The organism is Streptosporangium carneum, from assembly GCF_027922005.1.
Lineage (GTDB): Bacteria > Actinomycetota > Actinomycetes > Streptosporangiales > Streptosporangiaceae > Streptosporangium > Streptosporangium carneum.
This window is the reverse complement of record NZ_BSEV01000028.1, coordinates 1-23,949: the sequence shown is the minus strand read 5'-3', so window position 1 is coordinate 23,949 and position 23,949 is coordinate 1. Positions and strand designations below refer to the sequence as shown.

General features: G+C 68.2%; 19 protein-coding genes, 1 other RNA gene and 1 pseudogene. 11 read left to right on the top strand and 10 right to left on the bottom strand.

The window, feature by feature from the left end; genetic code table 11:
* Nucleotides 1–103 precede the first annotated feature (103 nt).
* Complete coding sequence (locus PKF00_RS36555; protein WP_271222303.1) at nucleotides 104–580, top strand: iron chaperone; 477 nt, start codon at nucleotides 104–106, stop codon at nucleotides 578–580.
* A gap of 85 nt (nucleotides 581–665) precedes the next feature.
* Here the strand turns inward: PKF00_RS36555 and PKF00_RS36550 are convergent, their stop codons facing one another.
* Complete coding sequence (locus tag PKF00_RS36550; RefSeq protein ID WP_271222302.1) at nucleotides 666–1,286, bottom strand: PepSY domain-containing protein; 621 nt, start codon at nucleotides 1,284–1,286, stop codon at nucleotides 666–668.
* A gap of 89 nt (nucleotides 1,287–1,375) precedes the next feature.
* Entirely contained in the window at nucleotides 1,376–1,864 is a 489-nt protein-coding gene (locus PKF00_RS36545; RefSeq protein ID WP_271222301.1) for a hypothetical protein, read from the bottom strand.
* Between the two features lie 322 nt (nucleotides 1,865–2,186).
* Between PKF00_RS36545 and PKF00_RS36540 the strand changes: the two genes are divergently transcribed.
* The 5 genes from PKF00_RS36540 (at nucleotide 2,187) to PKF00_RS36520 (ending at nucleotide 9,638) form a co-directional block, all read left to right on the top strand.
* On the top strand, nucleotides 2,187–4,640 hold the full coding sequence (locus PKF00_RS36540; RefSeq protein ID WP_271222300.1) for a LamG domain-containing protein: 2,454 nt from the start codon (nucleotides 2,187–2,189) through the stop codon (nucleotides 4,638–4,640).
* A 113-nt stretch (nucleotides 4,641–4,753) separates the two neighbouring features.
* A complete protein-coding gene (locus tag PKF00_RS36535; protein ID WP_271222299.1) occupies nucleotides 4,754–6,061 on the top strand; it encodes an MFS transporter in 1,308 nt (435 codons plus the stop codon).
* Nucleotides 6,058–7,095: a TolB family protein gene (locus tag PKF00_RS36530; protein WP_271222298.1), complete on the top strand. Its 1,038-nt coding sequence runs from the start codon at nucleotides 6,058–6,060 to the stop codon at nucleotides 7,093–7,095. Before PKF00_RS36535 ends, PKF00_RS36530 begins: the two co-directional genes overlap by 4 nt.
* Nucleotides 7,096–7,299: 204 nt before the next feature.
* On the top strand, nucleotides 7,300–7,920 hold the full coding sequence (locus PKF00_RS36525) for an L-threonylcarbamoyladenylate synthase (protein ID WP_271222297.1): 621 nt from the start codon (nucleotides 7,300–7,302) through the stop codon (nucleotides 7,918–7,920).
* Between the two features lie 1,214 nt (nucleotides 7,921–9,134).
* On the top strand, nucleotides 9,135–9,638 hold the full coding sequence (locus PKF00_RS36520) for a hypothetical protein (RefSeq protein WP_271222296.1): 504 nt from the start codon (nucleotides 9,135–9,137) through the stop codon (nucleotides 9,636–9,638).
* A gap of 82 nt (nucleotides 9,639–9,720) precedes the next feature.
* On the opposite strand, the gene PKF00_RS36515 is transcribed toward PKF00_RS36520, so the two are convergent.
* Nucleotides 9,721–10,455, bottom strand: coding sequence for a hypothetical protein (locus tag PKF00_RS36515; RefSeq protein ID WP_271222295.1), 735 nt, complete (start codon nucleotides 10,453–10,455; stop codon nucleotides 9,721–9,723).
* Nucleotides 10,456–10,560: 105 nt separating this feature from the next.
* Entirely contained in the window at nucleotides 10,561–11,175 is a 615-nt protein-coding gene (locus PKF00_RS36510) for a hypothetical protein (protein WP_271222294.1), read from the bottom strand.
* A gap of 818 nt (nucleotides 11,176–11,993) precedes the next feature.
* Here PKF00_RS36510 and PKF00_RS36505 point away from each other — a divergent pair.
* A complete protein-coding gene (locus tag PKF00_RS36505) occupies nucleotides 11,994–12,356 on the top strand; it encodes a nuclear transport factor 2 family protein (protein ID WP_271222293.1) in 363 nt (120 codons plus the stop codon).
* 536 nt (nucleotides 12,357–12,892) lie between these two features.
* Here PKF00_RS36505 and PKF00_RS36500 read toward each other — a convergent pair.
* Together PKF00_RS36500 and murJ are read right to left on the bottom strand one after the other, a co-directional pair.
* The gene (locus PKF00_RS36500; RefSeq protein WP_271222292.1) at nucleotides 12,893–13,150 is read right to left on the bottom strand and encodes a hypothetical protein; all 258 of its coding nucleotides are present in this window, start codon (nucleotides 13,148–13,150) and stop codon (nucleotides 12,893–12,895) included.
* 1,239 nt (nucleotides 13,151–14,389) lie between these two features.
* Nucleotides 14,390–16,009: a murein biosynthesis integral membrane protein MurJ gene (gene murJ, locus PKF00_RS36495; RefSeq protein ID WP_271222291.1), complete on the bottom strand. Its 1,620-nt coding sequence runs from the start codon at nucleotides 16,007–16,009 to the stop codon at nucleotides 14,390–14,392.
* A gap of 224 nt (nucleotides 16,010–16,233) precedes the next feature.
* Here murJ and PKF00_RS36490 point away from each other — a divergent pair.
* Nucleotides 16,234–16,677: pseudogene (locus PKF00_RS36490) on the top strand (IS5 family transposase); the annotation flags it as partial.
* A gap of 199 nt (nucleotides 16,678–16,876) precedes the next feature.
* Here the strand turns inward: PKF00_RS36490 and rnpB are convergent.
* The 4 genes from rnpB to PKF00_RS36470 form a co-directional block, all read right to left on the bottom strand.
* An RNA gene (gene rnpB, locus PKF00_RS36485) (RNase P RNA component class A) lies at nucleotides 16,877–17,267 on the bottom strand.
* A gap of 104 nt (nucleotides 17,268–17,371) precedes the next feature.
* On the bottom strand, nucleotides 17,372–18,757 hold the full coding sequence (locus PKF00_RS36480; protein WP_271222290.1) for a bifunctional RNase H/acid phosphatase: 1,386 nt from the start codon (nucleotides 18,755–18,757) through the stop codon (nucleotides 17,372–17,374).
* Nucleotides 18,754–19,494, bottom strand: a complete 741-nt coding sequence (locus PKF00_RS36475; RefSeq protein WP_271222289.1) for a zinc ribbon domain-containing protein — start codon at nucleotides 19,492–19,494, stop codon at nucleotides 18,754–18,756. Before PKF00_RS36475 ends, PKF00_RS36480 begins: the two co-directional genes overlap by 4 nt.
* The gene (locus tag PKF00_RS36470; RefSeq protein ID WP_271222288.1) at nucleotides 19,491–20,327 is read right to left on the bottom strand and encodes a Nif3-like dinuclear metal center hexameric protein; all 837 of its coding nucleotides are present in this window, start codon (nucleotides 20,325–20,327) and stop codon (nucleotides 19,491–19,493) included. The genes PKF00_RS36475 and PKF00_RS36470 overlap by 4 nt, the downstream gene beginning before the upstream one ends.
* 292 nt (nucleotides 20,328–20,619) lie before the next feature.
* Here PKF00_RS36470 and PKF00_RS36465 point away from each other — a divergent pair, with 292 nt between their 5' ends.
* Genes PKF00_RS36465 through PKF00_RS36455 form a run of 3 tightly spaced genes read left to right on the top strand, consistent with a single transcriptional unit; the run spans nucleotide 20,620 to nucleotide 23,767 of the window.
* The gene (locus tag PKF00_RS36465) at nucleotides 20,620–21,657 is read left to right on the top strand and encodes a dipeptidase (RefSeq protein WP_271222287.1); all 1,038 of its coding nucleotides are present in this window, start codon (nucleotides 20,620–20,622) and stop codon (nucleotides 21,655–21,657) included.
* Nucleotides 21,654–22,817 carry a M20 family metallopeptidase gene (locus PKF00_RS36460; protein WP_271222286.1) on the top strand — a complete coding sequence of 388 codons (1,164 nt, stop codon included), beginning with the start codon at nucleotides 21,654–21,656 and terminating at the stop codon, nucleotides 22,815–22,817. The genes PKF00_RS36465 and PKF00_RS36460 overlap by 4 nt, the downstream gene beginning before the upstream one ends.
* Entirely contained in the window at nucleotides 22,814–23,767 is a 954-nt protein-coding gene (locus PKF00_RS36455; protein WP_309298467.1) for a GNAT family N-acetyltransferase, read from the top strand. The genes PKF00_RS36460 and PKF00_RS36455 overlap by 4 nt, the downstream gene beginning before the upstream one ends.
* Nucleotides 23,768–23,949: the final 182 nt, after the last annotated feature.

Below are 23,949 nucleotides of genomic sequence, written 5' to 3'. Positions count from 1 at the left end.
TCCCACCCGGGCGACAACCGATCAGTTTCCGAGAAGCCGCCACCGCGGCGAATCCCTAGCATGAGATTGTCCAGATCAAGCCTTGTATGAGAGGAAACCTGCCATGAAGGACACGCAGACGTCCGCCGGGAACACCGGCGCGGCCGGCGAGAAGTTCGACGGCTTCACGGATGAGGAACGGGGCGCGATGAAGGAGCGCGCCCGGGAGCTGAAGGCGTCCGCGCGGCGCGGCCCGCGCGCGGTCACGGCGGACGCGGAGAGCGAAGTGCTCGCGAAGATCGCCGAGATGGAGGAGTCGGACCGCGTCCTCGCCGAGCGGATCCATGACATCGTCAGAGCCAACGCGCCGGCCCTCTCGCCGAAGCTCTGGTACGGGATGCCCGCGTACACCAGGGACGGCAAGATCGTCTGCTTCTTCCAGACCGCGAAGAAGTTCAAGACGAGGTACGCCACGCTCGGCTTCAATGACGTGGCGAACCTCGACGAAGGCGCCATGTGGCCGACCTCCTTCGCTCTGACGGAGTTGACCGCCGCCGACGAGGAACGGATCGGCGCGCTCATCAAGAAGTCCGTGAGCTGAGGCGGTCCTCACTCACGGACTCGGCGCCCGCCGACCGTTCGCGGGTCCCCCACCTCCCGGCACGGCCGCGGCTGCTGACGCGGGCTCAGTCCCTGTGGCCGTCCTTGGTCACGGCGCCGTCCTTCGCGTCGACCTTGACCTCGTGCCAGACGCCGTCCGGGGTGACGACGTCGACATCCCAGACGAGAAGGTTGTCGGTGTACCTGTCCAGGCTCATGTGGGTGATCCTGCCGTGCGGCACCGAGGAGGACACCTTCTTCGCCGCCTCCTCGTAGGAGAGCCTGGAGTCCTTGACGATGCCCGTGACCCTGGCCTTCTCCTCTTCGCCGGTGACCTTGGTCCTTGGTCCCGAGACCACCTTTCCTGACGCGTCCACTTCCAGCAGCTGCTCCGCGCCCTCGGGTCCGGCCAGTTGGACTCCCCAGATCCGGCCGTCGTTCTCCGCCTGGACCGACAGAACCGTGGAGCCCTTGACGGCGTTCACGGCCGCGGCGCACGCCTTCTCAAGGCTCGCCATGCCGCCGGAGTCCTGGCCGGGGTCGCCCGGCGTCCCCGACGGCGACACGAGGCCGACGACGACGCCCGCGGGCGCCGCCTTGCGGGAGCCGGACTGAGTGGGGGCGTTTCCGCAGGCCGCGGCCGCGAGCAGGGCTGAGCCGGCGAAGACAGTGCCGATGATGGCCTTTGCGTGTTTTCCATCATTCATACCGATGACGCTGCCCGACGCTCTATCAAGGCACGCCCGGAAGTCGGACAATTCACATCGGAATCGGTGCGGCGATCACCGTGGGAGGGTCAGCTCACCCCTCCCACGACGGCCCTGCCCTCCCGTGCCGCCGCCGCGTAGAACGGCCCGAGGTCCTCAAACCCCTCGTAACCCCCCTCATGAACACCGTCCGCCGCGTCCCGCCGAGCGACGCCGAACCCCCACCCCTCGCCCATCAGGCCTTTCGCGACCACCGCCACCTGGCCGGGGTCGAGGACGAACACCGGGCCGTAGCCGAACTCGCACCCCTCCACGTCGTTCTCGCCGTCCTCGCCGGTCGCCGCCGCGAGCCAGGGATAGCACCTCCCCCACCGCGTGGTCTGATGCTCGGCCTCGGCCCTGCCCTCCGCGACGGCGGCGAGGGTCCGGTAGTCGTCTCCGAACACGTCGTTCTCCCGCAGGGAGCCGGCGGACGGCCGCCCGCCGTCGAAGAGGATCGCGCCGATCAGGGCGGGGTCCGTCCGTACCGACTCCAGCGCCTCGACGTCGATCTTCGCCAGGTTCAACCACATCGACACGATCATGAATCGTAACCACACCACGGCGCGCTCTCACCTCGCCCGGGGCGACGGGGTCCCGCACAGCGAACCGAGGCCACTATCGGCCAAATTGACCGATGCACACTCTCTAGCACGCTCTTACTGTTTGTTCTAATTTGAGGTCACGTTTTCAGTAACGAGAGGCAGCTACAGCAACGAGAGGCAGCGCACGTCCTCTGAGGCGACGGAAGCGCGCGTCGTTCGATCGCGGCGGCACAGCGATCGCACCGTCGCCGCGCCGGTGCGACGGCACGTCGTCCCCCGTGTGGCCAGGGTCCAGGGCCGGCAGAGAGGTGATCGAGTGATTGCGCGCAGACGAACGGGGACGGCTCTGCTGATCACGGCGTTGGTCGCCGTGATCGGCGGGTCCGGGCCGCTGTCCACGGGGGTGGGGGCGGCGGCGACGGCGCCCCAGACCCCGAAGGTCGATCCGCCCCCGCTCCCCGTCGATCCGAGGACGCCCCAGGAGGCGTTGGACACTCTCGGGATCAGCGGGTATCCGGACCGGCTGAGCGTCCAGCCGGGCGAGTCCGTGAAGATCATGGTGAGCACGAAGAGTCCGTCGTTCCGGGCCACGATGGTGCGGGTGGTGCACGGTGACGCGGATCCACGCGGGCCGGGGATCAAGGAGCAGGTCGTCGAGTCCGACGTCAACAAGGAGTACCCGGGCCGGTACCAGACGCTGCCGGTGGGCTCGTACGTGACCGTTCCCGACCACGGCGCCCTGCGGCCCGACGGGAGCTTCACCATCACGGCGTGGATCGCGCCGACCACCGTCCCCGGTTCCAAGCTCAACCCCGTCGCCTACCGGCGGACCCCGGCCGGCACGGGAGCCGTACAGGGGATCGTGACCAAGTGGTCGGAGAAGGAACAGGCCGGATACGGCATGTTCGTGGACCAGGACGGCGGGCTGGGCCTGCGACTGGCCGACCGGTCCGGACGCGCCCACACGGTGAGCAGCGGCGTGAAGCTGAAGCCGTGGGCCCCGGCGCTGCGAGGGGTCGAACCCGGCGGCGTCGTCCGGCCGCAGCATGTGAACTCCTCCGGCTGGTACTTCGCCGCCGTCTCGTACGACGCCGGAACCGGCAAGGTGGGGCTGTACCAGTATCCGCTGACCGGCCACCCCAACGACTCCGAAGCCGTCGTCACCCGCACGATCGAGGCCCGCGGGCTGAAGAACGCCGCCGCCCCCCTGTTGATCGCCGCCTACCAGGGCGGTCAGGACCGGCCTGCCGGATTCTACAATGGCAAGATCGACGCCCCGCGGGTGTACGACCGGGCACTGGACGAGCAGGAGATCCGTGCGCTGCGCCGCGGCGGGCCTGCGGAGCGGGCGGTGGCGGCCTTCGACTTCTCCCAGAAGATGGACACCGACCAGGTCGTGGACACCTCCCGCAACCGTCTGCACGGCCGCGCGGTCAACCTGCCGGTCCGAGCCGTCACCGGCCACAACTGGCAGGCCGACGAGCAGGACTTCAAACTGGCGCCCAAGCAGTACGGGGCGATGTACTTCCACGACGACGACCTGGGCGACGCCGCCTGGGAACCCGGCTTCACCTGGAAGGTGCCCGCCGACGCCCGCAGCGGCGTGTACGCGGCCAAGCTGGAGGCGGGCGGGAACGTCTACCACGCCACCTTCGTGGTGCGGCCCAAGCACGGCAAGCCCGCCTCGAAGGTCGCCCTGCTGGTGCCGACGTTCAGCTACCTGGCCTACGGGATGACGGGCGGCCTCACGAGCGGGATGAGCCAGTACTCCCGGCACAGCGACGGCAGCGGCGTGGTCTACTCGTCGCACCTGCGCCCGCTCACCAACCTGCGTCCGTACGCCAGCGGTCCCAGGGGTGAGAGCAGGCCGTGGCAGTTCGAGGCCGACACCCACATCACCGACTGGCTGGAGTCCACCGGCCACACCGTCGACTACATCACGGATCACGACCTGCACCGGGAGGGCACGAAGCTGCTGGACGACTACAAGGTCGTCATCACCGGCAGCCACCCCGAGTACACCTCGGAGCCCATGCTCGACGCCCTGCAGAGCTGGCTGAACGACGGCGGCCGCCTCATGTACCTGGGCGGCAACGGCTTCTACTGGGTCACCCCGCTCGACCGCACCGGCGCCTACACCGAGCTGCGCCGCCACGACGGCACCGAAGCCTGGCAGGGCGCCCCGGGCGAGCACTACCACAGCACCACCGGCGAATACGGCGGCCTGTGGCGCTTCCGCGGTCGTCCCCCGCAGCAACTGGTCGGCGTCGGCTTCACCGCCCAGGGCTTCGGCTCCCGCCTGGGCACCGGCACCTACAGCCGGCCTCTGGACCGCTCGCCCCAGAGCCACGACCCCAGAGCCGCCTGGGTCTTCGACGGCGTCAAGGCCACCGGCCCCATCGGCGACTTCGACTCCCTGCAGAGCCAGGGCGGCCCCATGGGCGAGGAGCTCGACCGCGCCGACTACGCCCTGGGCACCGCCGACAACACGATCGTCCTGGGCTCGGGCACCGGCTTCGGCGACGAGTACCTGTTCGTGAAGGAGGAGAACAACACCGCCAACCTCATGGAGGGCGGCACCGTCAACTGGCTCGTCCGCGGCGACGTCACCCTGACCCGCTACCCCAGGGGAGGCGCGGTCTTCTCGGCCAGCTCCATCTCCTGGGCCGGCAGCCTGTTCTACAACAACTACGACAACGACATCGCCACCATCACCGAGAACGTCCTGGACGCCTTCGCCGCCGACAGGCCGCTCCCGGGCGCCGGCTGACCCGGATCCGCGCCGACCGGGCGGGGCGGCCTCCGCCGTCCCGCCCGTCCTCCCGCCGCCGCCCCTCGTCCGCTCTGAGCCGGCCTCGCCCGCCGGTTTCCCTCGGAGGCCACGTGTACGTATCGGTACGCGACATCCCGCACGGTGCGAGATCGACGACCCGGGTGCCCCGGGTCGTCGTCGTCCTCGGCCTGGTGAGCCTGATCACCGACGTCTCCACCGAGATGGTGACGGCCGTCCTGCCGATGTTCGCGACCCTCGCCCTGGGGCTCACTCCCCTGGGGTACGGGCTGCTGGACGGCCTCTACCAGGGCGCGACCGTCCTGATGCGGCTGCTCGGCGGCTTCCTCGCGGACCGGCTGCGCCGTCCCAAGCTCATGGCGGGCGCGGGGTACGCCCTCGGGGCCGCCGCCAAGCTGATGCTGCTCCCCGTGGCGGGCGCGGGGGCGCTGTCGGCGGCGGTGGCGGTGGACCGCGCGGGCAAGGGGCTGCGGACCGCGCCGCGCGACCTGCTCATCGCCACGGCGGGTCCGCGGGACCGGCTCGGCAGGTCCTTCGGCGTGCACCGGGCCCTCGACGCGACCGGCGCGCTGCTCGGCCCCGTCGTCGCGTTCGGCCTGCTCGCGCTCGCACCGGGCGACTTCGACATGGTCTTCGTCGTCTCGTTCTGCGCCGCCGTCCTCGGCGTGCTGCTGTTCGTCCACCGCGTACCGGAACACCGCCCCCCGGAACGCCCCGCGCCGGAGCACCGCGTACCGGAACACCGCGCCCTGAAACACCGCGCCCTGGAACACCCCGCGCCGGAACACCGGGCGCGACCGGTCTCGCTTCGCGACGTCGCGGCGCTGCTGCGGATCGACGGGTTCCGGCGGCTGTTCTGCGCCGCGGCCGTGCTGTCGGCGGCGACGATCGGCGACGGCCTCCTCTATCTCGTCCTGCTGCGCAACGAGTCGGTCACGACCCGCTGGTTCCCGCTGCTGTTCGTCTGCACGAGCCTGGTCTACCTCGCCCTGGCCGTGCCGCTCGGCCGAGCCTCTGACCGGTACGGCAGGAACCGCGTCCTCACCGCCGGGTACGGCCTGCTGCTGTGCGCCTACCTCACCGCGATCCTCGTCGACGGGACCGCCGGGGCCATGCTGTGCCTGGTGTTCCTCGGCGCCTACTACGCGGCGACCGACGGTGTGCTGCCCGCGGCGGCCGCGCCGCTGCTCCCCGCCGAACTGACGGCGACCGGGATCTCCGTCGTTCAGGCGGCGGTGGCGGGCGGGCGCGCCCTCGGCGCGGTGGCCTTCGGCGCGGTCTGGACGGCCGCCGAGGGCGACGCCGCCGTGTGGACCTTCGCCGCCGCCCTCACGGCCGCCCTGCTCGTGGCCGTACCGATGATCACACGATCCCGCGACCACCGGACGGAGGCCCGATGACCCAGCTCAGCCCGCGCAGGATCAGGGACGGCAGGATCATGACGGCGATCGCGGTCCTCGTCGTCGCCGTGGCCGCGAGCTGCGTCACCTCCTCGGCGCTGCGTGCGGGCGCGATCGGCGGCGAACGGGACGGCGGCTCGGTGGAGCTGCCCGAGGGGCGGCAGATCGTGTTCCGATCGCTGCGCCCCGGGCCCGCGTTCGGCCACATCGCCGTGCTTCCGGCCGCCGACGTGCGGCGCGAGCGCGTCGTCCTCCCGACCCGCTGCGAGCGGACGGCCGCCTCGCCCGCGGGCGGCCTCTGCCTGCGCCAGACGCGCAACCCCATCCTGCCGTTCGCCGTCACCCTTCTGGACGATCGGCTCAGGCCCGGCGGGGAGACCCCGCTCAACGGGATCCCGAGCCGTGCCCGGATCTCCGAGGACGGCCGCTACTACGCCACGACGACCTTCGTGACGGGGCACTCGTACCTCTCCGACGGTTTCTCCACCGAGACCGCCATCGGCCGGGTCGGCGGCGACCCGGTCGGCAACGTCGAGCGGTTCACGTTCCTGCTGAACGGGCAGCCGAACGAGAACACCGACCGCAACGTGTGGGGTGTGACGTTCGTCCCCGGCGGAGAGCGGTTCTTCGCCACCGTGGCCACCCAGGACCGCAGATACCTCGTCGAGGGCGACATCAGGCGGCGCACCCTCACCGCCCTGCGCGACAACGTCGAGTGCCCCTCCCTGTCCCCGGACGGCCGGCGCCTGGTCTACAAGAAGCGGACCGGGCTCACCTCCGACGTCTGGCGCTTCCATGTTCTCGACCTCGCGACCGGCGTCGAAACCCCGCTCGCGGAGACCCGCAGCGTGGACGACCAGGCTGCGTGGCTCGACGACGGCCACGTGATGTACGCGGTGCCCAAGGGCGGCGCGGGCGGCCGCAACGCCGACGTCTGGGTCGTGCCCCTGCGCGGCGGCGCGCCGCGCCTGCTCATCCCGGACGCCGACTCGCCCACCGTTCGGTCCCCCGCCACGGACCGCCCGCTGCGCTGACCCCTCCGCCGGGCCGCCTGGCCCGCGACCACGAGGGCCCGCCCGCCGCCTCGGAAGCCGTGATCCACCTCTCCGTGATCACCTCTCCGTGATCGACGCCATGACCCGCCGCCTCACCGGCGAGAACACGTCGAACGTTCACGGAGCCCGGATATCCGGATCGGACGGAACCCGCGGGATCGAACACTCTCTAAGCTCACATGCATGGCAAAGTACTTCGACGTGCATCCGGACAACCCGCAACCTCGGGTGATCAGTCAGGTGATCGGTCTCCTCCAGGCGGACGGGTTGATCGCGTACCCGACGGACTCGTGTTTCGCGTTGGGGTGTCGGCTGGGGAACAAGGAGGGCATCGACCGGATCAGGGAGATCCGCCACCTCGGTGACGACCATCACTTCACCCTGGTTTGCGGGAACTTCGCCCAGTTCGGCCAGTTCGTTCATGTGAGCAATGCGTTGTTCCGCTCGATCAAAGCGGCGACTCCCGGCGGCTACACGTTCATCCTGCCCGCGACGAAGGAGGTGCCGCGGCGGCTGCTGCATCCCAGGAAGAAGACGGTCGGCGTTCGGATCCCCGATCACGTCGTCACGCAGGCGTTGCTGACCGAGCTCGGCGAACCGCTGCTGTCGAGCACCCTGCTGCTGCCCGACGAGACCGAGCCCATGACCCAGGGATGGGAGATCAAGGAGAGGCTCGACCACGTGGTGGACGCTGTGATCGACTCCGGCGAGTGCGGCGCGGTGCCGACGACGGTCGTCGACTTCTCGCAGGACGAACCCGAGATTCTCCGCAGAGGCGCCGGAGACCCGTCCCTCTTCGAGTAGTGATCGGTGTCATCCAAGACGTCGCCGCTGTCGCCTCACGTCGACGGCCAGGCTTGATCGCCGTCCCCGGCACGTCGCGCGGGCCGGGGTGGAGGTGTCGGCCCAAGCAGCCCCCACCGCCCCGGAGCGATTCCCGCCGAGTGTTTCGATCACGAGCACGTGCGGTTCACATGAGGTGACACGGTTTTCGGCCCCACACCGTCCCGACCGTCAGATGGAAGGTGCATGAGCGCGCTCAGGTCGCCAAGCTGACGACGCCGAACGAACGCGCCAAGGTCTGGGATTTCCGGTGTGCGGGCAGGATTCAGGATCGACGCCGCGCATCCTGCATTTCACCAACTCCTCCCATTCCGCCCGGCAACTGCGTTCCGTCTCCCCGAGTTGCCGCATGCATTCAAGGAGGATCGTGCCCAGCATCTGACATGTCACGGGGGAGAGACGTCGCTCGACACAACTCAGATAATCAGTGCTGAGAGCCGCACAGGTTGACGCTCCCGCACCGTTGACGTCCAGGCGCGCACACCGGTCGACGACGCGAAGGGCGCCTGCGCATATGACGTCTCCCCAGTATTCGGATCCCTGCCGGCATTCGGTCACCGCTGCGCCTGCCTGCACGCATTCGAGAGACGCGGCACGCACGCCACGGCACCTCTCGAACACCGGCCACTCGGCCGACTCCGATCCGACGAGCGTCGCCGTCAACAGGATGGCGACACTCAGAACGGCCAGGGACAGCCGCTTCTCTTTCCTGGGTTCACTCGTCAGCCGCATCGAAGTCAATGACAATCAGGTTTGAGTTTCGGGTTCAACACAGCCGTTCCGGCATACCGAGCAGTGAACGTGCGGCCAACCCGGACGCCACCGCCTGGGTATTGGTCGCGAAAATTGGCCTGCTTACCGTTGATTCGTTCTATGCCCTTGCGAAGGATAACATCTCCAACAAATCCGGAAGGCGCAGACGGCTTCTGCCGTCCCGGAGCTGACGGGCCGATTTGAAAGCCACCTCCATGGATGGGTCCTGTATGGAGACGGAGCAAGGGTGTGCCGGCGACTGGGGCCGGTTCACAACGCTCGCCGTGATCAGACCGCCTGCGAAAACAGCTCGATCATGGGAAGCGGCAACGGTTACGCTTACGGCGTCTCGTGTCACTCATCGCTGCCTCTGACACTCCCACGGAACAGCGACGGAACAGAGCGGAAGCCTGGAGGCGCCCGTGACGATGCCCAGGAAGGGCTCACGGTCCATCACCGTCGACGGCACCGCCTTCCGCTGGCGCATCCGGCACAGGTCCACCCGCCGCCGGGGCGACGGCTGGAGTCCCCTCACCGTCACCGTCGAGCGGACCGAGGAGCCGGGGCGTGTTCTCATGGTGTCGTTTCCCTTCGCCCGGCCGGACAACCCGCTCGGAGAACGGACGATCGCGGTCTGCCCCACCCTCGTCGCCGGATGCGTCCGGCGAGCCCTCGAAGCGGGATGGACCCCCGGGCAACAGGGCTCGGCGTTCCCCCTCACCGTCACCGAGGACGAACTGACCGTGCTCCTGGGCGAACCGCCCCACTACCTGATCCCCTTCCTCTGGGGCATGATCCCCGAGGGCGGAGACATCGAGGACCTCCCCCGATGCGTCGAAATCTGGAGCCGGGACAAACAGAACACCAGCCAGACACCTTCCGATCCACCGGGAAGGGCAAGCACCTCGTCGCCCCCCTTGTCCTGATCAGGCAGCGGACGCAGGTCGACGGTGTGTGATCCTGTAAGGCGGTGTCGCTGTACGGCACCGCTTCACCACAGCATTCCGCTCAGCGTGCTCCAGCGCTGTTGTCGCCCGGTTCGCCGCTCGGAAAAGGACCCGCCTTTCCGTCTTCCCAGTCCGCGACGGACGGGTACCGGGATGCCGCGAGGTCTTCAGCGAGGTCCTTCAACGTGAGGTCGGCGTTCAGTGCGGTGACCACCGCCTGCGTCAGCGGACGGAGAGCGTGGACATGCCGCACGGCGTCGAGGTCCACGGGGCCTTCGTAGTAGTCCTCGGCAAACCGCTGGAACGCCTCCGGAGACGGATCGACAAGTAACCCGAACAGGTGCGCGGAGCCGTCGGGGTCGCCCTCGCCGTCCGGATACTCGATCTCTCCCGTTCGCCAGAGGCCGTCGTCGACCCCACGCCACAGGCAGGCGGTCACGATCGGCATGCCGTCCTCGTCGCAGAACGCGGGCTCCTCCACGTAGCGGCGAAAAACGTCGGGGACCGAGTCGACCACTCCGGGCCACGGCCCGTCGTTGCCGTACGGGCTCATCACCGCCTCGTGATCGAAGCCGCGGATGTAGGCACCCGCCGCCGAGAAGACGATGGAGTACTCGTCTCCCGAGCCGTTGCCCATCGAGGCCACCTCCTCCCCCTGGCTCCAATCTGTGTCGAAGAGGTGGTGGCGACTCTCCCTGTCCGGGCTCAGGATCGCCTCCAGCACCGCCATGGACCGGCACAGGTCGCGGAGCATCGGGATGCCGGGCAGCAGACGGGCCACGTCATGAGCAGTCATGCGCCCGTCTAACCGGACGTCAGTGACACCTCCTGTGCGTCCTTCAGGCGGATATGGGATTACCAGAGGGGCGGCGAGAGCGACGACCGGACGATCCAGTCCCCGCTACGCGTAGTCGGCGCGTGGCTGAACGATTCCCGGTCCGCCGGTGTGCGCTGTGGGCACACAGCCCTCTGCGGGAGCGGGAAGGGTGTCAAGGCAGGTCGGCGAGCAGGCGTTGACCAGGAGAGGCAGTGTGTCGGCGCCGACCCGCAAGGAGATCCAGACCTGGTAGAGCCCGGCCTCGGCGATCGGCCGGTCGCAGACACCGCATGCCCGGATCACGTCGGTGCCCCACACCTTGGGGTCGAGGTCGGCGAGGGGAAGGTCTCGGGCCGACGCCCTGCCCGGCTGGAGCGGAGGAAACGGCGGTCGCACCTTGACGTTGCCGTACAGCGAACGGGTGCTGACCGTACTGGCCTTCAGCCGCCGACACCTGGTCAGCTCGTAGGGAAACCAGTGCAGGCGGTTCGACGTGTAAGGGGTGAACTGCTGCAGGCTGGTCATCGCGCCGATCTCGGGTGGGATCCGCACCAGATTGCTGCCGTAGAGCACCAGGTGCCTGACCTCGGTGAGCTTGGCGATGGTCGGCGGCAGGGTGATGATCTGACGCCGTTCGTCCGGGCTGAGCTCGACCAAGGGCCGGAACTCCTCCCGGCCGTCCGCCGCAGCTTCCTCCACGAGCTCAAGCAGGTGGCGCCATGCAGCGGATGCCGTGTCCTGACGCTGAGCATGGAAGCGCACCACGCGCGGCGGACGAACCCTGTACTGGTCGAAACACCGGCAGATCTCCTTGCCGGCCACATGTCCGCCTTCGCTGACGGCGTCGGTCCATCGGTTCGCCGTCAGGGGTGGGATGGCATCATCCTCCATGGAAGCACGGTAGCGCGATCCACTCTCCTCTGATCAATCAGAACAACCAGCCCTAAGTCAGGATGACCTCCCGCTTTTCAGTCCACGTTGTCGCTGGCGCTGACGCCCCCCGCGCGTGAAAATCGGGAGTGGTCGCAGGCCGACGCCGTGTTCCGCCTGGCGCCGATCCGAGTGGAGGACGCGCAGATCAAGCTGTCCAGAGCCATTCCCCTCCCCGCTCGGGTTTCCTGAGAATCGATCAAGTGCATGACGAACCACAGTCGACATCGCCACAAGGACGACCCACGCTGCGATCCCGGCCGACATCGAACCGGCAGCCTGCCCGATCGACCAACGGACGGAATCAAGCAGGCCGGCGACCATCAGGTCCTGAAGACCTGTGGGGCTTGCCAGACCTACGCCCTATGAGTCTCGTAGCCGGCCGCCTTCCACATGCCCGCTGATCCCCGACGAACGCGAACACCATCCGTGGCGGGGAAGCTCCCCGACCGCGATGCCGCGCCCCAGGTTCGGAGGTCTTCGGCGAGCCTACGGTGATGAGACACCCACCTTTGCGGTAGTTGCGCGTCGTCCTTCGCCCCGTATCGTCCCCACCAGTGATCCCGGCTGTGCGAGGAAGGGTCGGCATGACCGACGATGTGGTGCGACGCGTTTTCGAGTCAGTCGATTCGTTCGACCCCGACGAGTTCGTGCGGTTGTTGGCCGAGGACGCCACGTTGGCGTTCGGCAACGCCGAGCCGCTGGCGGGACGGGAGGCCATCGTCGCCGGGTTGCGGGCGTTCTTCTCCACCATCGGCGGCCTGCGGCACCGGATCGTCAGGAACTGGCAGGTGGACGCCGACGTCATCGCCGAGACCGAGGTGACCTATCGGCGGCTCGACGGCAAGGATGTCAGCGTCGTAGCCGTATCGATCTGGCGCACCCGCGACGACGGTCTGATCTCGGACTACCGCATATTCGTCGACCTCGCCCCCGTCTACGTGGTCTAGGGCTCCAGCGAGACGACGTCCACGGGCGCGACCTGTCTTCTCTCCTGTAGACACTCAGGGGCCTGAAACTGACGGACATCGTCGACACCTGCGTCTCCGGCCAGCACGGAGACCGTCCATGCCCACCCCGAACCCCCACTGGACCGTGAAGCAAACGACGCCCGGCGGTCATCCGTCAGACCGGCGTCCGGCGCCGGCCCCGCCCAAGGCGCGGGCGTTCATCCGTGACGTTCCGATACCGGCCGTCCTCGCCGACGCGCCGGCCGGGCACGGGCGGCGCCGGACAGCGCCTTCGCCGCGGCACCCGAGTCGCGGCACACACCCCTAGGAGCTGCGGAAGCCGGTCCGGCGAGCGCCGTGAGCAGGCCGAGAGCGCTCACAGTTCCAGCCAAGAGGACCATTGAGCGCTTACCCAGAGAGCACTTCACTTTCCGATGCTCTTCTTTTGATGTCGCCCGACATGAAAATTAAAGGCGAACTTCAGACTTGCCGTTATTCACGCATGGAGTGAAGCGAGATTGACGCTGAAAACTCAGTCATTCGGCGCCCTGTTCCCCGCCGGCCTCGCCAGTCGGCTGCATGCCGAATCGCTGGCGAGTCTGCACCCGGTGACACCTGATCGTCCGATCGTGCCAGGAATATTTGGCGAACAGCGTCGGACCGATGTTGGCCAGGATGCCGGATACTTCGCCGCCGCCTGTGGGACCCGTCCGGGAGCAGCGCGGCTTCTCCGCGACCACACCCTCGACGGACATGGCCAGAGCCGCTGGAGAGAATCTCCTGAACTCCGGCATGTCACATCCGTGATTCCACGGAGCGGGACTGAGGCCACACTCTCAGCTACATCGCCCTTCGCCGTACCCTCAAAATCTCAGGCTTCCACCGTAGTGCGAGGGCCGGCGCGCTGGGATGATGGAGATGTGTCCGGGGCTGTTGCGAGCAGTCCCGGACACTCTCAGCGTCTTTGGGCTTTCTCCGGCAGTCGTTGTCGACCAGTAACTTAATAGAGCGTAACCGCTGGTTTTCCGTGCAGCGTGTTATTCCGCGTCCACGACGGTGCCGCCGCGTTGAACCTGGACGGAATAGCCCTCGCGTCCCTGGTTAAGGCTGCAGTAGGCGGCCGAAGTGCTGGTGGTTGCGGACCAGGGGCCGTATATGGTGTAGACGGTTCCGCTGGAGCCTGAACATTTCACGACCACTCGGTGAAGGGTGGAGTAGACGTCGGTGCCGGTGGGGTTGCAGGAGGAAATTGCTCCCGGGTACAGCCATCCGTCTGCTGCGGCGCTGCAGTTGGGTGCTGCGGAAGCCGGTCCAGCGAGCACCGTGACCAGGCCGAGAGCGCTCACAGTTCCAGCCAGCAAGGCCACCGACCTTTTCCCCAAGGAAAGCTTCATCTCTTGCTCCTCTTTTTCTTGATGCAGCGCCACCTGGCGCGACAAAGCCCTTAAGAGAGCTTCAAGAAGCCCAGGATCCGCACATTTCGAATGAAGTGAGATGGACGCTAGCAAATTATTTAAAGACGCGTCAAGCAGACTTGGTGTGCACTTTTTAGGACCACCTCAGACATGGAGGATAATATATCGCCAGGACAGGAGAAATGGTGCGACCTAAAAGGAGAAACTCTTACCCGCCGTAGTCGTTTATTTATCCTCGGTCACGAATCAACACCGGAGAGCCCTGTGTCGACGAGGGCCCCCTGGCCGAAAAAGGGCCGACAAGGGTATTAACTGGAGTGATATTCGAGCTACCCAAAGTCACAAATATAAGGTGAAATGGGGTCTCGCTGTCCCGATATGGCTGAGGTGCCGGCTCTCCCGGGCCATGGGTGGCGCGGCCATCTTCGTCCTGCCGACCCACTCCGGCCAGTTATTTTTTGGCCGCCAAGCCGCTATGACCGCCCCAGAGAGAATGTCGGCCGCCTGATACCCCAGATCCGGGTATTTGACAACGGCAGGAATGCCTACTTTGTGGATAGAAGCGAGAAGGTTGGCGTTCCGCGATGCGACGCTCACCCGGCGTCACTTTATTTGCGGCTAGCGAGCTGCACGCCTGGCGACGGTTTCGATGATCGAGCTGACCTGTGTGATGCGCATTCGATGTGCGATGACTAGGTAAAGTGCTATTCCGCATCCGCCTCCGACGGCCAGTATGGTGATCGCGCTGAGTACGGTCAGGTCGGTCAGCCCCCGCGTTAGCCACAACACGCCGAGTGCAATCAGTCCCCCGGGGATCGCGGCGCAGTACATCCGGGACATCCCCATGAACACCTGAGATCCGTGCAGGCCGCCGACACGGCTGCCGGCAAGCACCCAGGTCGCCGCCGCCCCCACCGTGTAGGAGATGGCGAAAGCCAGGGCCAGGCCTACTACTGCATATCCGGGAGGAAGGAAGAAGAAAGAGATCAGGCTAAGGGTGGCGTTAACCACAACAATGCTTAACACAAGAAATGTTGGGGTCCTGGTGTCGCCGAGACTGTAAAAAACACGCAACAACATTTGAAAAAGTGAAAACGGCACCAGCGCCAGACCAAAAACCTGCAGAATTTGGCCGATATAGATCGCGTCGGCAGTGGAAACGGCGCCTCGGGCGAAGATCGGCAGCGACAAGGTAGGGCCGAGAACCGCCAGCAAGAGGCCGATCGGCACCAGTGCAGCCGAGACCACCTGTACACCGGAGGAGAATTCTTCCCGTAACAGATCAAGCCTTTCGTCGGCCACGTGCCGGCTCATTCTCGGCAGAACAGCCGTGATCATTGAGACGGCGATAATTCCATAAGGAAGCTGGAAGAGCATGAAGGCATAGCTGTAGGGAGTGATCCCCGCTCCGTAGGGAACGCCGATCTCTTTGGACATCTCTCCGGCTTTGATGGCGAGATTCGTGGTGAGGACGTACCCGATCTGGGTGATACCTACGTAGAGGAGTGTCCACACCACCGAGCGGCCAAGTTCACCCAGTTTCAAGTTGCGCAGGTCAAGCCGAGGCCGAAAGCTGAACCCTGCCCGGCGCAACGAGATGACCAAAACGATCGACTGGGCCAGGATTCCTGCCGTAGTACCCAGCCCGAGCAGCATCAGATCCGAATCGGTAACCTCATCAATGTTCTTTCCCGCGTTGCTGATCGCTAAGTAAGTGGCGCCCACGCCGATGACGACAAGGTTGTTGAGCACAGGAGCCCACATCGGGGCGGCAAACCGGTCCCGAGTGTTAAGCATCGCACCGGCCAGCGCGCCGACTCCAAAGAATGTGATCTGGGGGAGAATGAACCGGGCCAGAGTGACCGACACCTCGGTTGTATGCTGGGACCAGCCCGTAGCGTAAAGTCCGATCAGCGGTTCAGCGAGCAGGACAGCTACTATACTGACGATACTTAAGATAAGTGTGACCAGAGTTAACAGACTTTGCTCGTAAGTTAGTCCGCCGTCGTCGTCCATCTTACGGGCGCGTACAATCATCGGCACTATGACGCTACTCAGAACACCGCCCATCAGAAGATCAAAAAGAACAAACGGGATTGTGTAAGCCACGTTGTAGGCATCGCCGAGGGCTGCAACACCGATGGCTGAGGCTAGAACGATTGTGCGACCAAGCCCAGTGATGCGAGAAACCAGTGTTCCTGCAGCCATAATCGCGCCTGCGCGTAGAACCTTGCTCATGAAGTTAACCTTAGATATTTGTCGAACATTTCAGACATGCTAGCGGTCATCCTGCTAGGTTTGCGAAACGCCCACACGTCGCTTCTGGGATGTTTCTCCCGAATATCTCCTTATGGCGCGCCCTAAATGATGGCTGACAGTGTGTTTGAGAGCTGATCGTGAGGCCGTCCTGCGGTGGGGTAGGAGTGCAGGCATGACACGACAACCCTTTCCATCCCTCTGATCTGACCGATGAGCATTGGGCTCTGATCGAACCGCTGCTTTCCGCTCCGCACTGGGACGGCCGCAAGGAGAAACATCCGCGCCGGGAGATCGTGGACGCCATCGTGTACGTGGTGCGCACCTGCTGCTCCTGGCGGCAGTTGCCGGCGGACTTCCCGCCCTGGCAGACGGCGTACGGGCATTTTGTGCGCTGGGAGGACCAGGTCGTGACCCAGCGGATTCTGGACGTGCTGCGCCGGCGCATCCGCGAAAAGGCCGGTCGTGATTCGGAGCCGTCGGCGGCGGTCATCGACAGCCAGAGTGTCAAGGGCGCCGACACCCTCGGGGCCGGTACGCGTGGCTACGACGCGAGCAAGAAGATCAATGGCCGCAAGCGGTTCGTGGCGACCGACACCCTTGGGCTGCTGCTGACGGTGATGGCACGTCCGGCCGGTGTGCAGGACCGGGCCGGGGCCACGAGCCCATCACCACGGCCGTGGACCTGTACGGACATCTGGTCCCGAAGGCGTCCGAGCGGGCGCGGACGGCGCTGGGCAACGCCTTCACCGCCGCACTCGGATCCAGGTGAATGTGCCCCCGATGTGCACTCTCAGGGCCTCAGCCTCCGTAACCGGAGACTCCGCCGCAGGTCAGGGGCGGAGAAGGCGGACGAGTCGGCCTGTAGGCCGGGTTTTGTCCTTCACGGGTGTGAAGGGGCGACCATCCATCTAGGACCGGCGTTGCCGCCGGTCTCGAGCGGTCTACCCGCGCGGCTCGGGCGGGCAGCCCTCAAACGTCGCGCGCGGGACGCTCCAGGGAGCGTCCCTTCTTGACCTTGCTCCGGGTGGGGTTTACCTAGCCGCCCACGTCACCGTGGGCGCTGGTGGTCTCTTACACCACCGTTTCACCCTTACCCCTCTCGCGAGGGGCGGTCTGTTTTCTGTGGCACTGTCCCGCGGGTCACCCCGGGTCGGCGTTACCGACCACCCTGCCCTGTGGAGCCCGGACCTTCCTCGGCGGGCCTTCACAGACCCGACGCGGCCGCCCGGCCGGCTCGTCCGCCGTACTCCAAGCCTAATGGTTCCCAAGCGGTCTCCAACCGGGCGGCAAGTGCCGCCGGGTGGAATGGGAGCCGGACGCCCCCGGGGCGGCGGCGCTGGTTCAGCGCAGGTGCGAGGTGTCGTTGAACGCCTTCACCACAGCCGGCCCGTCGGCGTAGTACTCGATCAGGGACAGAGCGGCCAGGTCGAGGTGCATGCGGTACAGCGCGGCGAGCGGGGCCAGCAGCGCGGACTGCAACAGCATCTTGATGGGCGTGACATGGGAGACGACGAGGACCGTCCTGCCCTCGTAACGTTCGACCAGCTGGTCCCTGATCACCTGGACCCGCCGCGCCGCCACCTCGAAACTCTCCCCACCCGGCGGCGCGGCGGACGGGTCCGCCAGCCACGCGGCGAGTTCGTCCGGCCAGCGGCGCTGGATCTCGGTGAACGTGTGGCCCTCCCAGTCGCCGAAGTCGGTCTCCCTGAGCCCGTCCTCGACGATCACTTCGAGCCCGAGTCTGGCGGCCGCGGTCTCGGCGGTCGCACGGGCGCGTTTGAGCGGCGAGCTGACGATCACCTGGACGCCGTACGGCTCGCTCGAGAGCCTGGCCGCGGCGGCCTCCGCCTGGGCGAGGCCGTTCGGGGTGAGCTCGGGGTCGCCGAGCCCGGAGAACCTGCGCTCGATCGACAGCGGGGTCTCGCCGTGCCGTAGCAGGAGCAGCGACGTCGCCGTGGTGGTGGGCCCGCGCCAGCCGGTTCCGCCGGTCGTGGGCGCCGCCGTCCGCCGGGCCGTCTCGCCCGCTGTCGCCTCCGGCGCCCCGTCGGGGGTCTTCCACGCCTGTGCCGCCTCGGGCGCTCCGCCGGAGGTCGCACGCGCCCCCGTCTCCGCCGCCCCGAGAGGAGAGGAAGAGAGGTCTCCGGTGTCGAAGAGGGAGTCCTGCGCCGGGGCCTCGGACGCCCTGGACGCGGAGGAGCGGGGCGTGGAGGCCTGAGGCGCGGAGGAGCGGGGCGTGGAGGCCGCGTCGAGGGCGGAGGGCCTGGACGCGGCGGGGGAACCGGTCGGCGGGGAGGCGGTCGAACGCCAGGGCCTGCCCTTGGCGGCGGCGTCCATGGCCTCGTTGGCGAGGCGGTCGGCGTCCTTGTTCTGCTCCCTCGGGATCCACCGCCAGGTGACCCTGAGGCGGCGGGCCAGGGAGGCGGCCTCCGTCGCGAGAGGCCGCAGACCCTCGTTCTTGATCTTCCAGCGGCCCGCCATCTGCTCGATGACCAGCTTGGAGTCCATCCGGACCTCGACGGGCACGCCGCCGCCCGCGAGGTCGAGCAGCGACCGCAGGCCCGCGATCAGCCCGCGGTACTCGGCGACGTTGTTGGTCTGGGTGCCGATGGCCTCGGCGACCTCGACCAGCACCTGGCCGTCCGCGGCGTCCTTGACGACGGCGCCGTATCCGGCGGGCCCCGGGTTGCCCCGGGATCCGCCGTCCGCCTCGATGACGAAGGAGGTCACAGGCCCGACTCTGGGGTGCGGACGAGGATCCGGCGGCACTCCTCGCAGCGGACGACCTCGTCGTGGGAGGCCGCCTTGATGCGGTTGATCTCGGCGATGGACAGGCTGGTCCGGCAGCCGAGACAGCGGGCGCCCTGCAGCATCGCGGCTCCGACGCCGAACTGCTCGCGGAGCTTGTCGTAGAGGGCGAGCAGGTCCGCCGGGATGTCGGCGGCGACCGCCGTGCGCCTGCCCTTGACCTCGACGGCCTCCTTGTCGATCTCGGTGAAGGCGGCGTCCCTGCGGTCCTCGGCGACGCCGCGCGCGGCGGCGAGCTCGTCACGCTCGGCGACGAGCTTGGCGACCTGCGCGTCAGCCGACTCGCGGCGCTCCATGATCTCCAGCACGACCTCCTCGAGGTCGCCCTGGCGGCGGTGCAGGGAGGCGATCTCGGACTGGAGGCTGGCCAGGTCCTTCGGGGAGGAGACCTGCCCCGAGTCGAGGCGCTTCTGGTCGCGCTCGGCGCGGACGCGGACCGAGTCGACGTCGGCCTCGGCCTTGGTCTGCTCGCGGGCCAGGTCGCCCGCCTCGGTCTCGGCGGCGATCACCTGGGTGGCGAGCCGTGCCACACGGGCGGAGAGCTCGTCGATCTCGGCCAGTTCCGGCAGGGTACGGCGGCGATGGGCCAGGCGGTCGACGACGGAGTCGAGTTCGGCCAGGTCGAGCAGACGCTTCTGGGCTGCCGGGGCTGCTTTCACTTCAGTTCCTCGCACTCTGCTGTTGTCATCCAGGCGTCCGTGACCGTCTCGGAAACGCGCGTCTCAACAGTAATCCCCCGCGCGGCCGAAGCGGATGTCAGACGGTGTGCCGCGTCGGCCAGCCAGGGCCATTCCGTGGCCCAGTGGGCGGCGTCGATCAGCGCGGGACCACCGGGTTCCTCGACGAACTCGCTCGCCGGATGGTGGCGCAGATCCGCGGTGAGAAAGGCGTCCACCCCGGCTGCTCTGGCCCTGCCGAGAAGGGAGTCGCCCGCCCCTCCGCTCACCGCTACGCGCCGGACCTCCCGGTCGAGGTCGCCCGCGACCCGCAGGCCGCCCGCCGTACCGGGAAGGCCCTGGGCGGCCTGCCGGGCGAACTCCCGCAGGGTGAGCGGGGCGGGCAGCGAGCCGACGCGGCCGAGGCCGCGTCGCGGGTCGTCGGCGGAGGGCAGCAGGGGCGTGAGCGGCCCCGTCAGCCCCACGGCGCGGGCGAGGGCGTCCGAGACGCCGGGGTCGGCGACGTCGGCGTTGGTGTGGGCGGTGAAGAGCGCGACGTCGTTCTTGATCAGCGTGTGGATCAGACGGCCCTTGAAGGTGGTGGCCGCGACGCTCGTGGTGCCCCGCAGGTAGAGGGGGTGGTGGGTGACGATCAGGTCGGCGCCCCACTCGACGGCCTCGTTGACGACGACCGCCGTCGGGTCGACCGCGAACAGGATCCTGCGCACCTCGGCGGCGGGATCTCCGCAGACGAGTCCGACCGCGTCCCACGACTCCGCCCACGCGGGATCATAGATCGATTCGAGCTCTCCGACGATGTCGGCAAGGGTAGGCACCTGCGCAGACTACCGGCCTGTTCCGCCTTGGCGGAGAATCACCCGTCACAAGGGGATTCCGACACCGGCGGATCACCGGGAGCCTCCGCCCGGCGTCTCCTTTCCCGTGGTGCCCCGGGTTTCCCCTGGCGCCCCCGAGCCCCGCTCGTGGCGTCCCGGGCTCCCGCGGCGATCTCCGGAACCTTCGCACGGTGACCTCACGGGCCCTGCTGTCCGTCCGTCCGGGACAGGAGGCGGGCGCTGTCGATAGCGTCGTGGCAGACAAGATCCGCCTGCGAGGAAGGGCCCGCCCGTGTCCACCGATCTCCATCGCGACGCCGTGGTCGCCGACACCCACAACGACCTGCTGATGGCGGTCACGGCCAGGCCACCGGGGCGGTGGGCGTCGTTCTTCCGGGAACGCTGGCTGCCCCAGCTCCTCGAGGGCGGGGTGGACATCCAGGTGCTGCCGGTCTTCATCGACGACCAGTACCGCCCGGAAGGGGCGCTCAGGCAGACCCTGCGCATGATCGAGTGCGCGCACACGCTGGCCGAGGGCAATGCGGACGCGGTACGGCTCTGCCTGGACGGCTCCCAGATCGACCAGGCGCTCGGCGAGGGGAGGATCGCCCTGGTGCTGGCCCTGGAGAGCGCTCCCGGGCTGGACGCGAACGTCGAGTTGCTGCCGACCCTGCACCGGCTGGGCGTGCGGATCGCCTCCATCGCCCACTGGGGCCGTACGGCTCTCGCCGACGGCAGCGGCGAGGACGCCACCGGCAGCAGGCTCACCGAGGCGGGTGTGGCGGCGGTCCGGGAGATGGAGCGTCTCGGCATGATCTTCGACGTCTCCCACCTGAGCGCCTCCGGCGTCGGACACGTGCTGGAGCTGGCGACCAGGCCCGTCATGGCGACCCACTCCTCGGCCAGGGCCCTGCGCGACCACCACCGCAACCTCACCGACGACCAGATCCGCGCCGTCGCCGCGACCGGCGGGGTGGTCTGCGTGAACTTCCTGCCCGCCTTCCTCTCCGAGGACCCGGCCGAGTACACCGTGGACCGGCTGGTCGACCACATCGAGCACGTCGTGAGCGTCGGCGGGATCGACCACGTGGGGCTCGGCCCCGACTTCATCCGCGAGGTCATGCACGACGTCACCCCGCCGTGCTGCGAGGCGTTCGACTTCAGCGGCCTGGACGTCATGGCGACCATTCCCGGCCTGTCCGGCCCCGCCGGGTTGTCCTCCGTCACAGACGCCCTGCTCAAACATGGCTTCGCCGACGAAGAGATCGTCAAGATCCTCGGAGACAATGTTCTGCGCTTGTTCAGAGCCGAACTGGGAAGGCCCGCATGAACCTCGACCTGATGCTCGACGACCTGCAGGAACTCGTCGTCTGCGAATCCTTCTCCGCCGACCACGAGGCGCTGGCCCGCAGCGCCGCCCTGGTCGCGGATCAGGGTTTCAGGAGGCTGGGCGCGCGGCCCGAGACGATCGTGATCGACGGGGTCCCCCACGTGCGGTGGACCTTCGGCACGCCGCGGGTGCTGCTGGTCGGTCATCACGACACCGTCTGGCCGATGGGCACGCTGCGCGAGCACCCCTGGTCGCTCGTGGACGGGGTCGCCCGCGGCCCCGGCGTGTTCGACATGAAGACGGGACTGGTGCAGATGTTCCACGCGCTGGCCTCCCTCCCGTCGCCGGAGGGGGTGTGCGTGCTGATCACCGGGGACGAGGAGGTCGGCTCGACGACCTCGCGCGCGCTGATCGAGGAGTCGGCACGCGGCTGCGCGGCGACGTTCGTGCTGGAGGCGAGCGCCGACGGCGGGACGCTCAAGACGGCCCGCAAGGGCACCTCCGACTACCGGGTCATCGTGCACGGCAGGGCGGCCCACGCGGGTCTGGAGCCGTGGAACGGGGCGAACGCCGGGATCGAGCTCGCCCACCAGATCCTCACGCTCAGCGCGATGGGCGAGGGGGAGACGACGGTGACGCCGACCGTGCTGTCCGGCGGGACCACGGTCAACACGGTGCCCGCGCTGGCGCAGGTCTCCGTCGACGTCAGGGTGCCGAGCATCGCCGAGCAGGACCGGATCGACCAGCTGATCCGGGCGCTCGCCCCCCGGCTTTCCGGGACCCGTCTGGAGGTCACCGGGGGGCCGAACCGTCCCCCGCTCGAGGAGGTCTCCTCGGCGCGCCTGTTCGAACTGGCCTGCGGGATCGCCAAGGATCTGGGTATGGAACCGCTACGGGGGGTGGCCGTGGGCGGCGCCTCGGACGGTAACTTCACCGCGGGCGTCGGCTGCCCGACGCTCGACGGGCTGGGCGCGGTCGGCGGCGGCGCGCACGCGCCGCACGAGCACGTGGTCGTCGCGGAGATACCGGACCGGACGAGACTGCTGGCCGGGCTGATCTCCTCCGTGCTGAGGGAGCCGACGGGAGGGGTGCGCGTGCCGCTGGAAGAGGCGTCCGCGCCGCAGGAGAGCCCGGTGCTGACGGGAGAGGACGGCAGGTGACGAGCGCCTCCTGCGGTGACCCGCCGACGGCCGGGGCCGAGCCCCGTGCCACGGCTGAGGCCCGGGTCCGGGCCGGGGCCGTTTCCGAGACGGCCGCGGAGGTCGCGGAACGTACGGCCAGGGCCGCGGGAGTGCGCGTGACGGAGCTTTTCGAGATCGACGACTTCGTGCGGGTGTACCGCCTGTTCGACGAGATCTGGCGGTCGGAGCCGGGGAACGCGCCGATCAGTGTGGAGATGATGCGGGCGCTGTCGCACACGGGCAACTACGTGGCCGGGGCCTACCGGCAGGAGCGTCTGGTCGGCGCCTCGGTGGCGTTCCTGGCCGCTCCGGCGGGCCGGGTCCTGCACTCCCATGTCACCGGCGCCGTCACCCACACCGTCACCCACACCGTCGCCGACACTGTCACCGGTGCTGCGACCGGCCGGGGGGTGGGGTTCGCGCTCAAGCAGCACCAGCGGGCCTGGGCGCTGCAGCGTGGCCTGGAGCGCGTCACCTGGACCTACGATCCGCTGGTGCGGCGCAACGCCCACTTCAACCTGACCAAGCTCGGCGCCCGCCCCGTCGAGTACCTGCCGTCGTTCTACGGAGCGATGGACGACGTGATCAACGCCGGGGACGAGTCCGACCGGCTGCTGGTCAGCTGGCCGTTGACCGCGCCGCACGTGCTGGCCGCCGCGGCCGGCGCCCCGGCTTCGACGCCGGCGCCGGCCGACGCCGTGGTCGGGCTCGGCGACGACCGGGGTTGTCCGGTGCCCGGCCGTACCGACGCGCCGGTGGTGCTGGTGGCCGTGCCCGCCGACATCGAGACCATGCGACACACCGACCCCGGCGCCGCCCGCGCCTGGCGGCAGGCCGTCCGCGAGGTGCTCGGCGGCCTGATGGCGCAGGACGCCCAGGTCGTCGGCTTCCACCAAGGGGACGGCTACGTCGTGCACCGCCCCGCCTGACCCGCGGCCCCGGCAGGGGCCAGAGCCGGGGTCCGCGCAACCACACCGACACCGCCACCGCCCTCCACGGCGGGTTCACCGCAAAGGAGACACGGCCCAGGCCGCACCACACCATGAAGATCACCGGAATCGAACTCCGCCGCATCGCGATGCCCCTCGTCGCCCCCTTCCGCACCTCCTTC

Coding starts and splice junctions, on each gene's coding strand:
- PKF00_RS36555 (WP_271222303.1), top strand. CDS start 104: ATGAAGGACACGCAGACGTCCGCCGGGAACACCGGCGCGGCCGGCGAG.
- PKF00_RS36550 (WP_271222302.1), bottom strand. CDS start 1,286: ATGAATGATGGAAAACACGCAAAGGCCATCATCGGCACTGTCTTCGCC.
- PKF00_RS36530 (WP_271222298.1), top strand. CDS start 6,058: ATGACCCAGCTCAGCCCGCGCAGGATCAGGGACGGCAGGATCATGACG.
- PKF00_RS36525 (WP_271222297.1), top strand. CDS start 7,300: ATGGCAAAGTACTTCGACGTGCATCCGGACAACCCGCAACCTCGGGTG.
- PKF00_RS36515 (WP_271222295.1), bottom strand. CDS start 10,455: ATGACTGCTCATGACGTGGCCCGTCTGCTGCCCGGCATCCCGATGCTC.
- PKF00_RS36505 (WP_271222293.1), top strand. CDS start 11,994: ATGACCGACGATGTGGTGCGACGCGTTTTCGAGTCAGTCGATTCGTTC.
- PKF00_RS36500 (WP_271222292.1), bottom strand. CDS start 13,150: ATGCCGGAGTTCAGGAGATTCTCTCCAGCGGCTCTGGCCATGTCCGTC.
- murJ (WP_271222291.1), bottom strand. CDS start 16,009: ATGAGCAAGGTTCTACGCGCAGGCGCGATTATGGCTGCAGGAACACTG.
- PKF00_RS36460 (WP_271222286.1), top strand. CDS start 21,654: ATGAACCTCGACCTGATGCTCGACGACCTGCAGGAACTCGTCGTCTGC.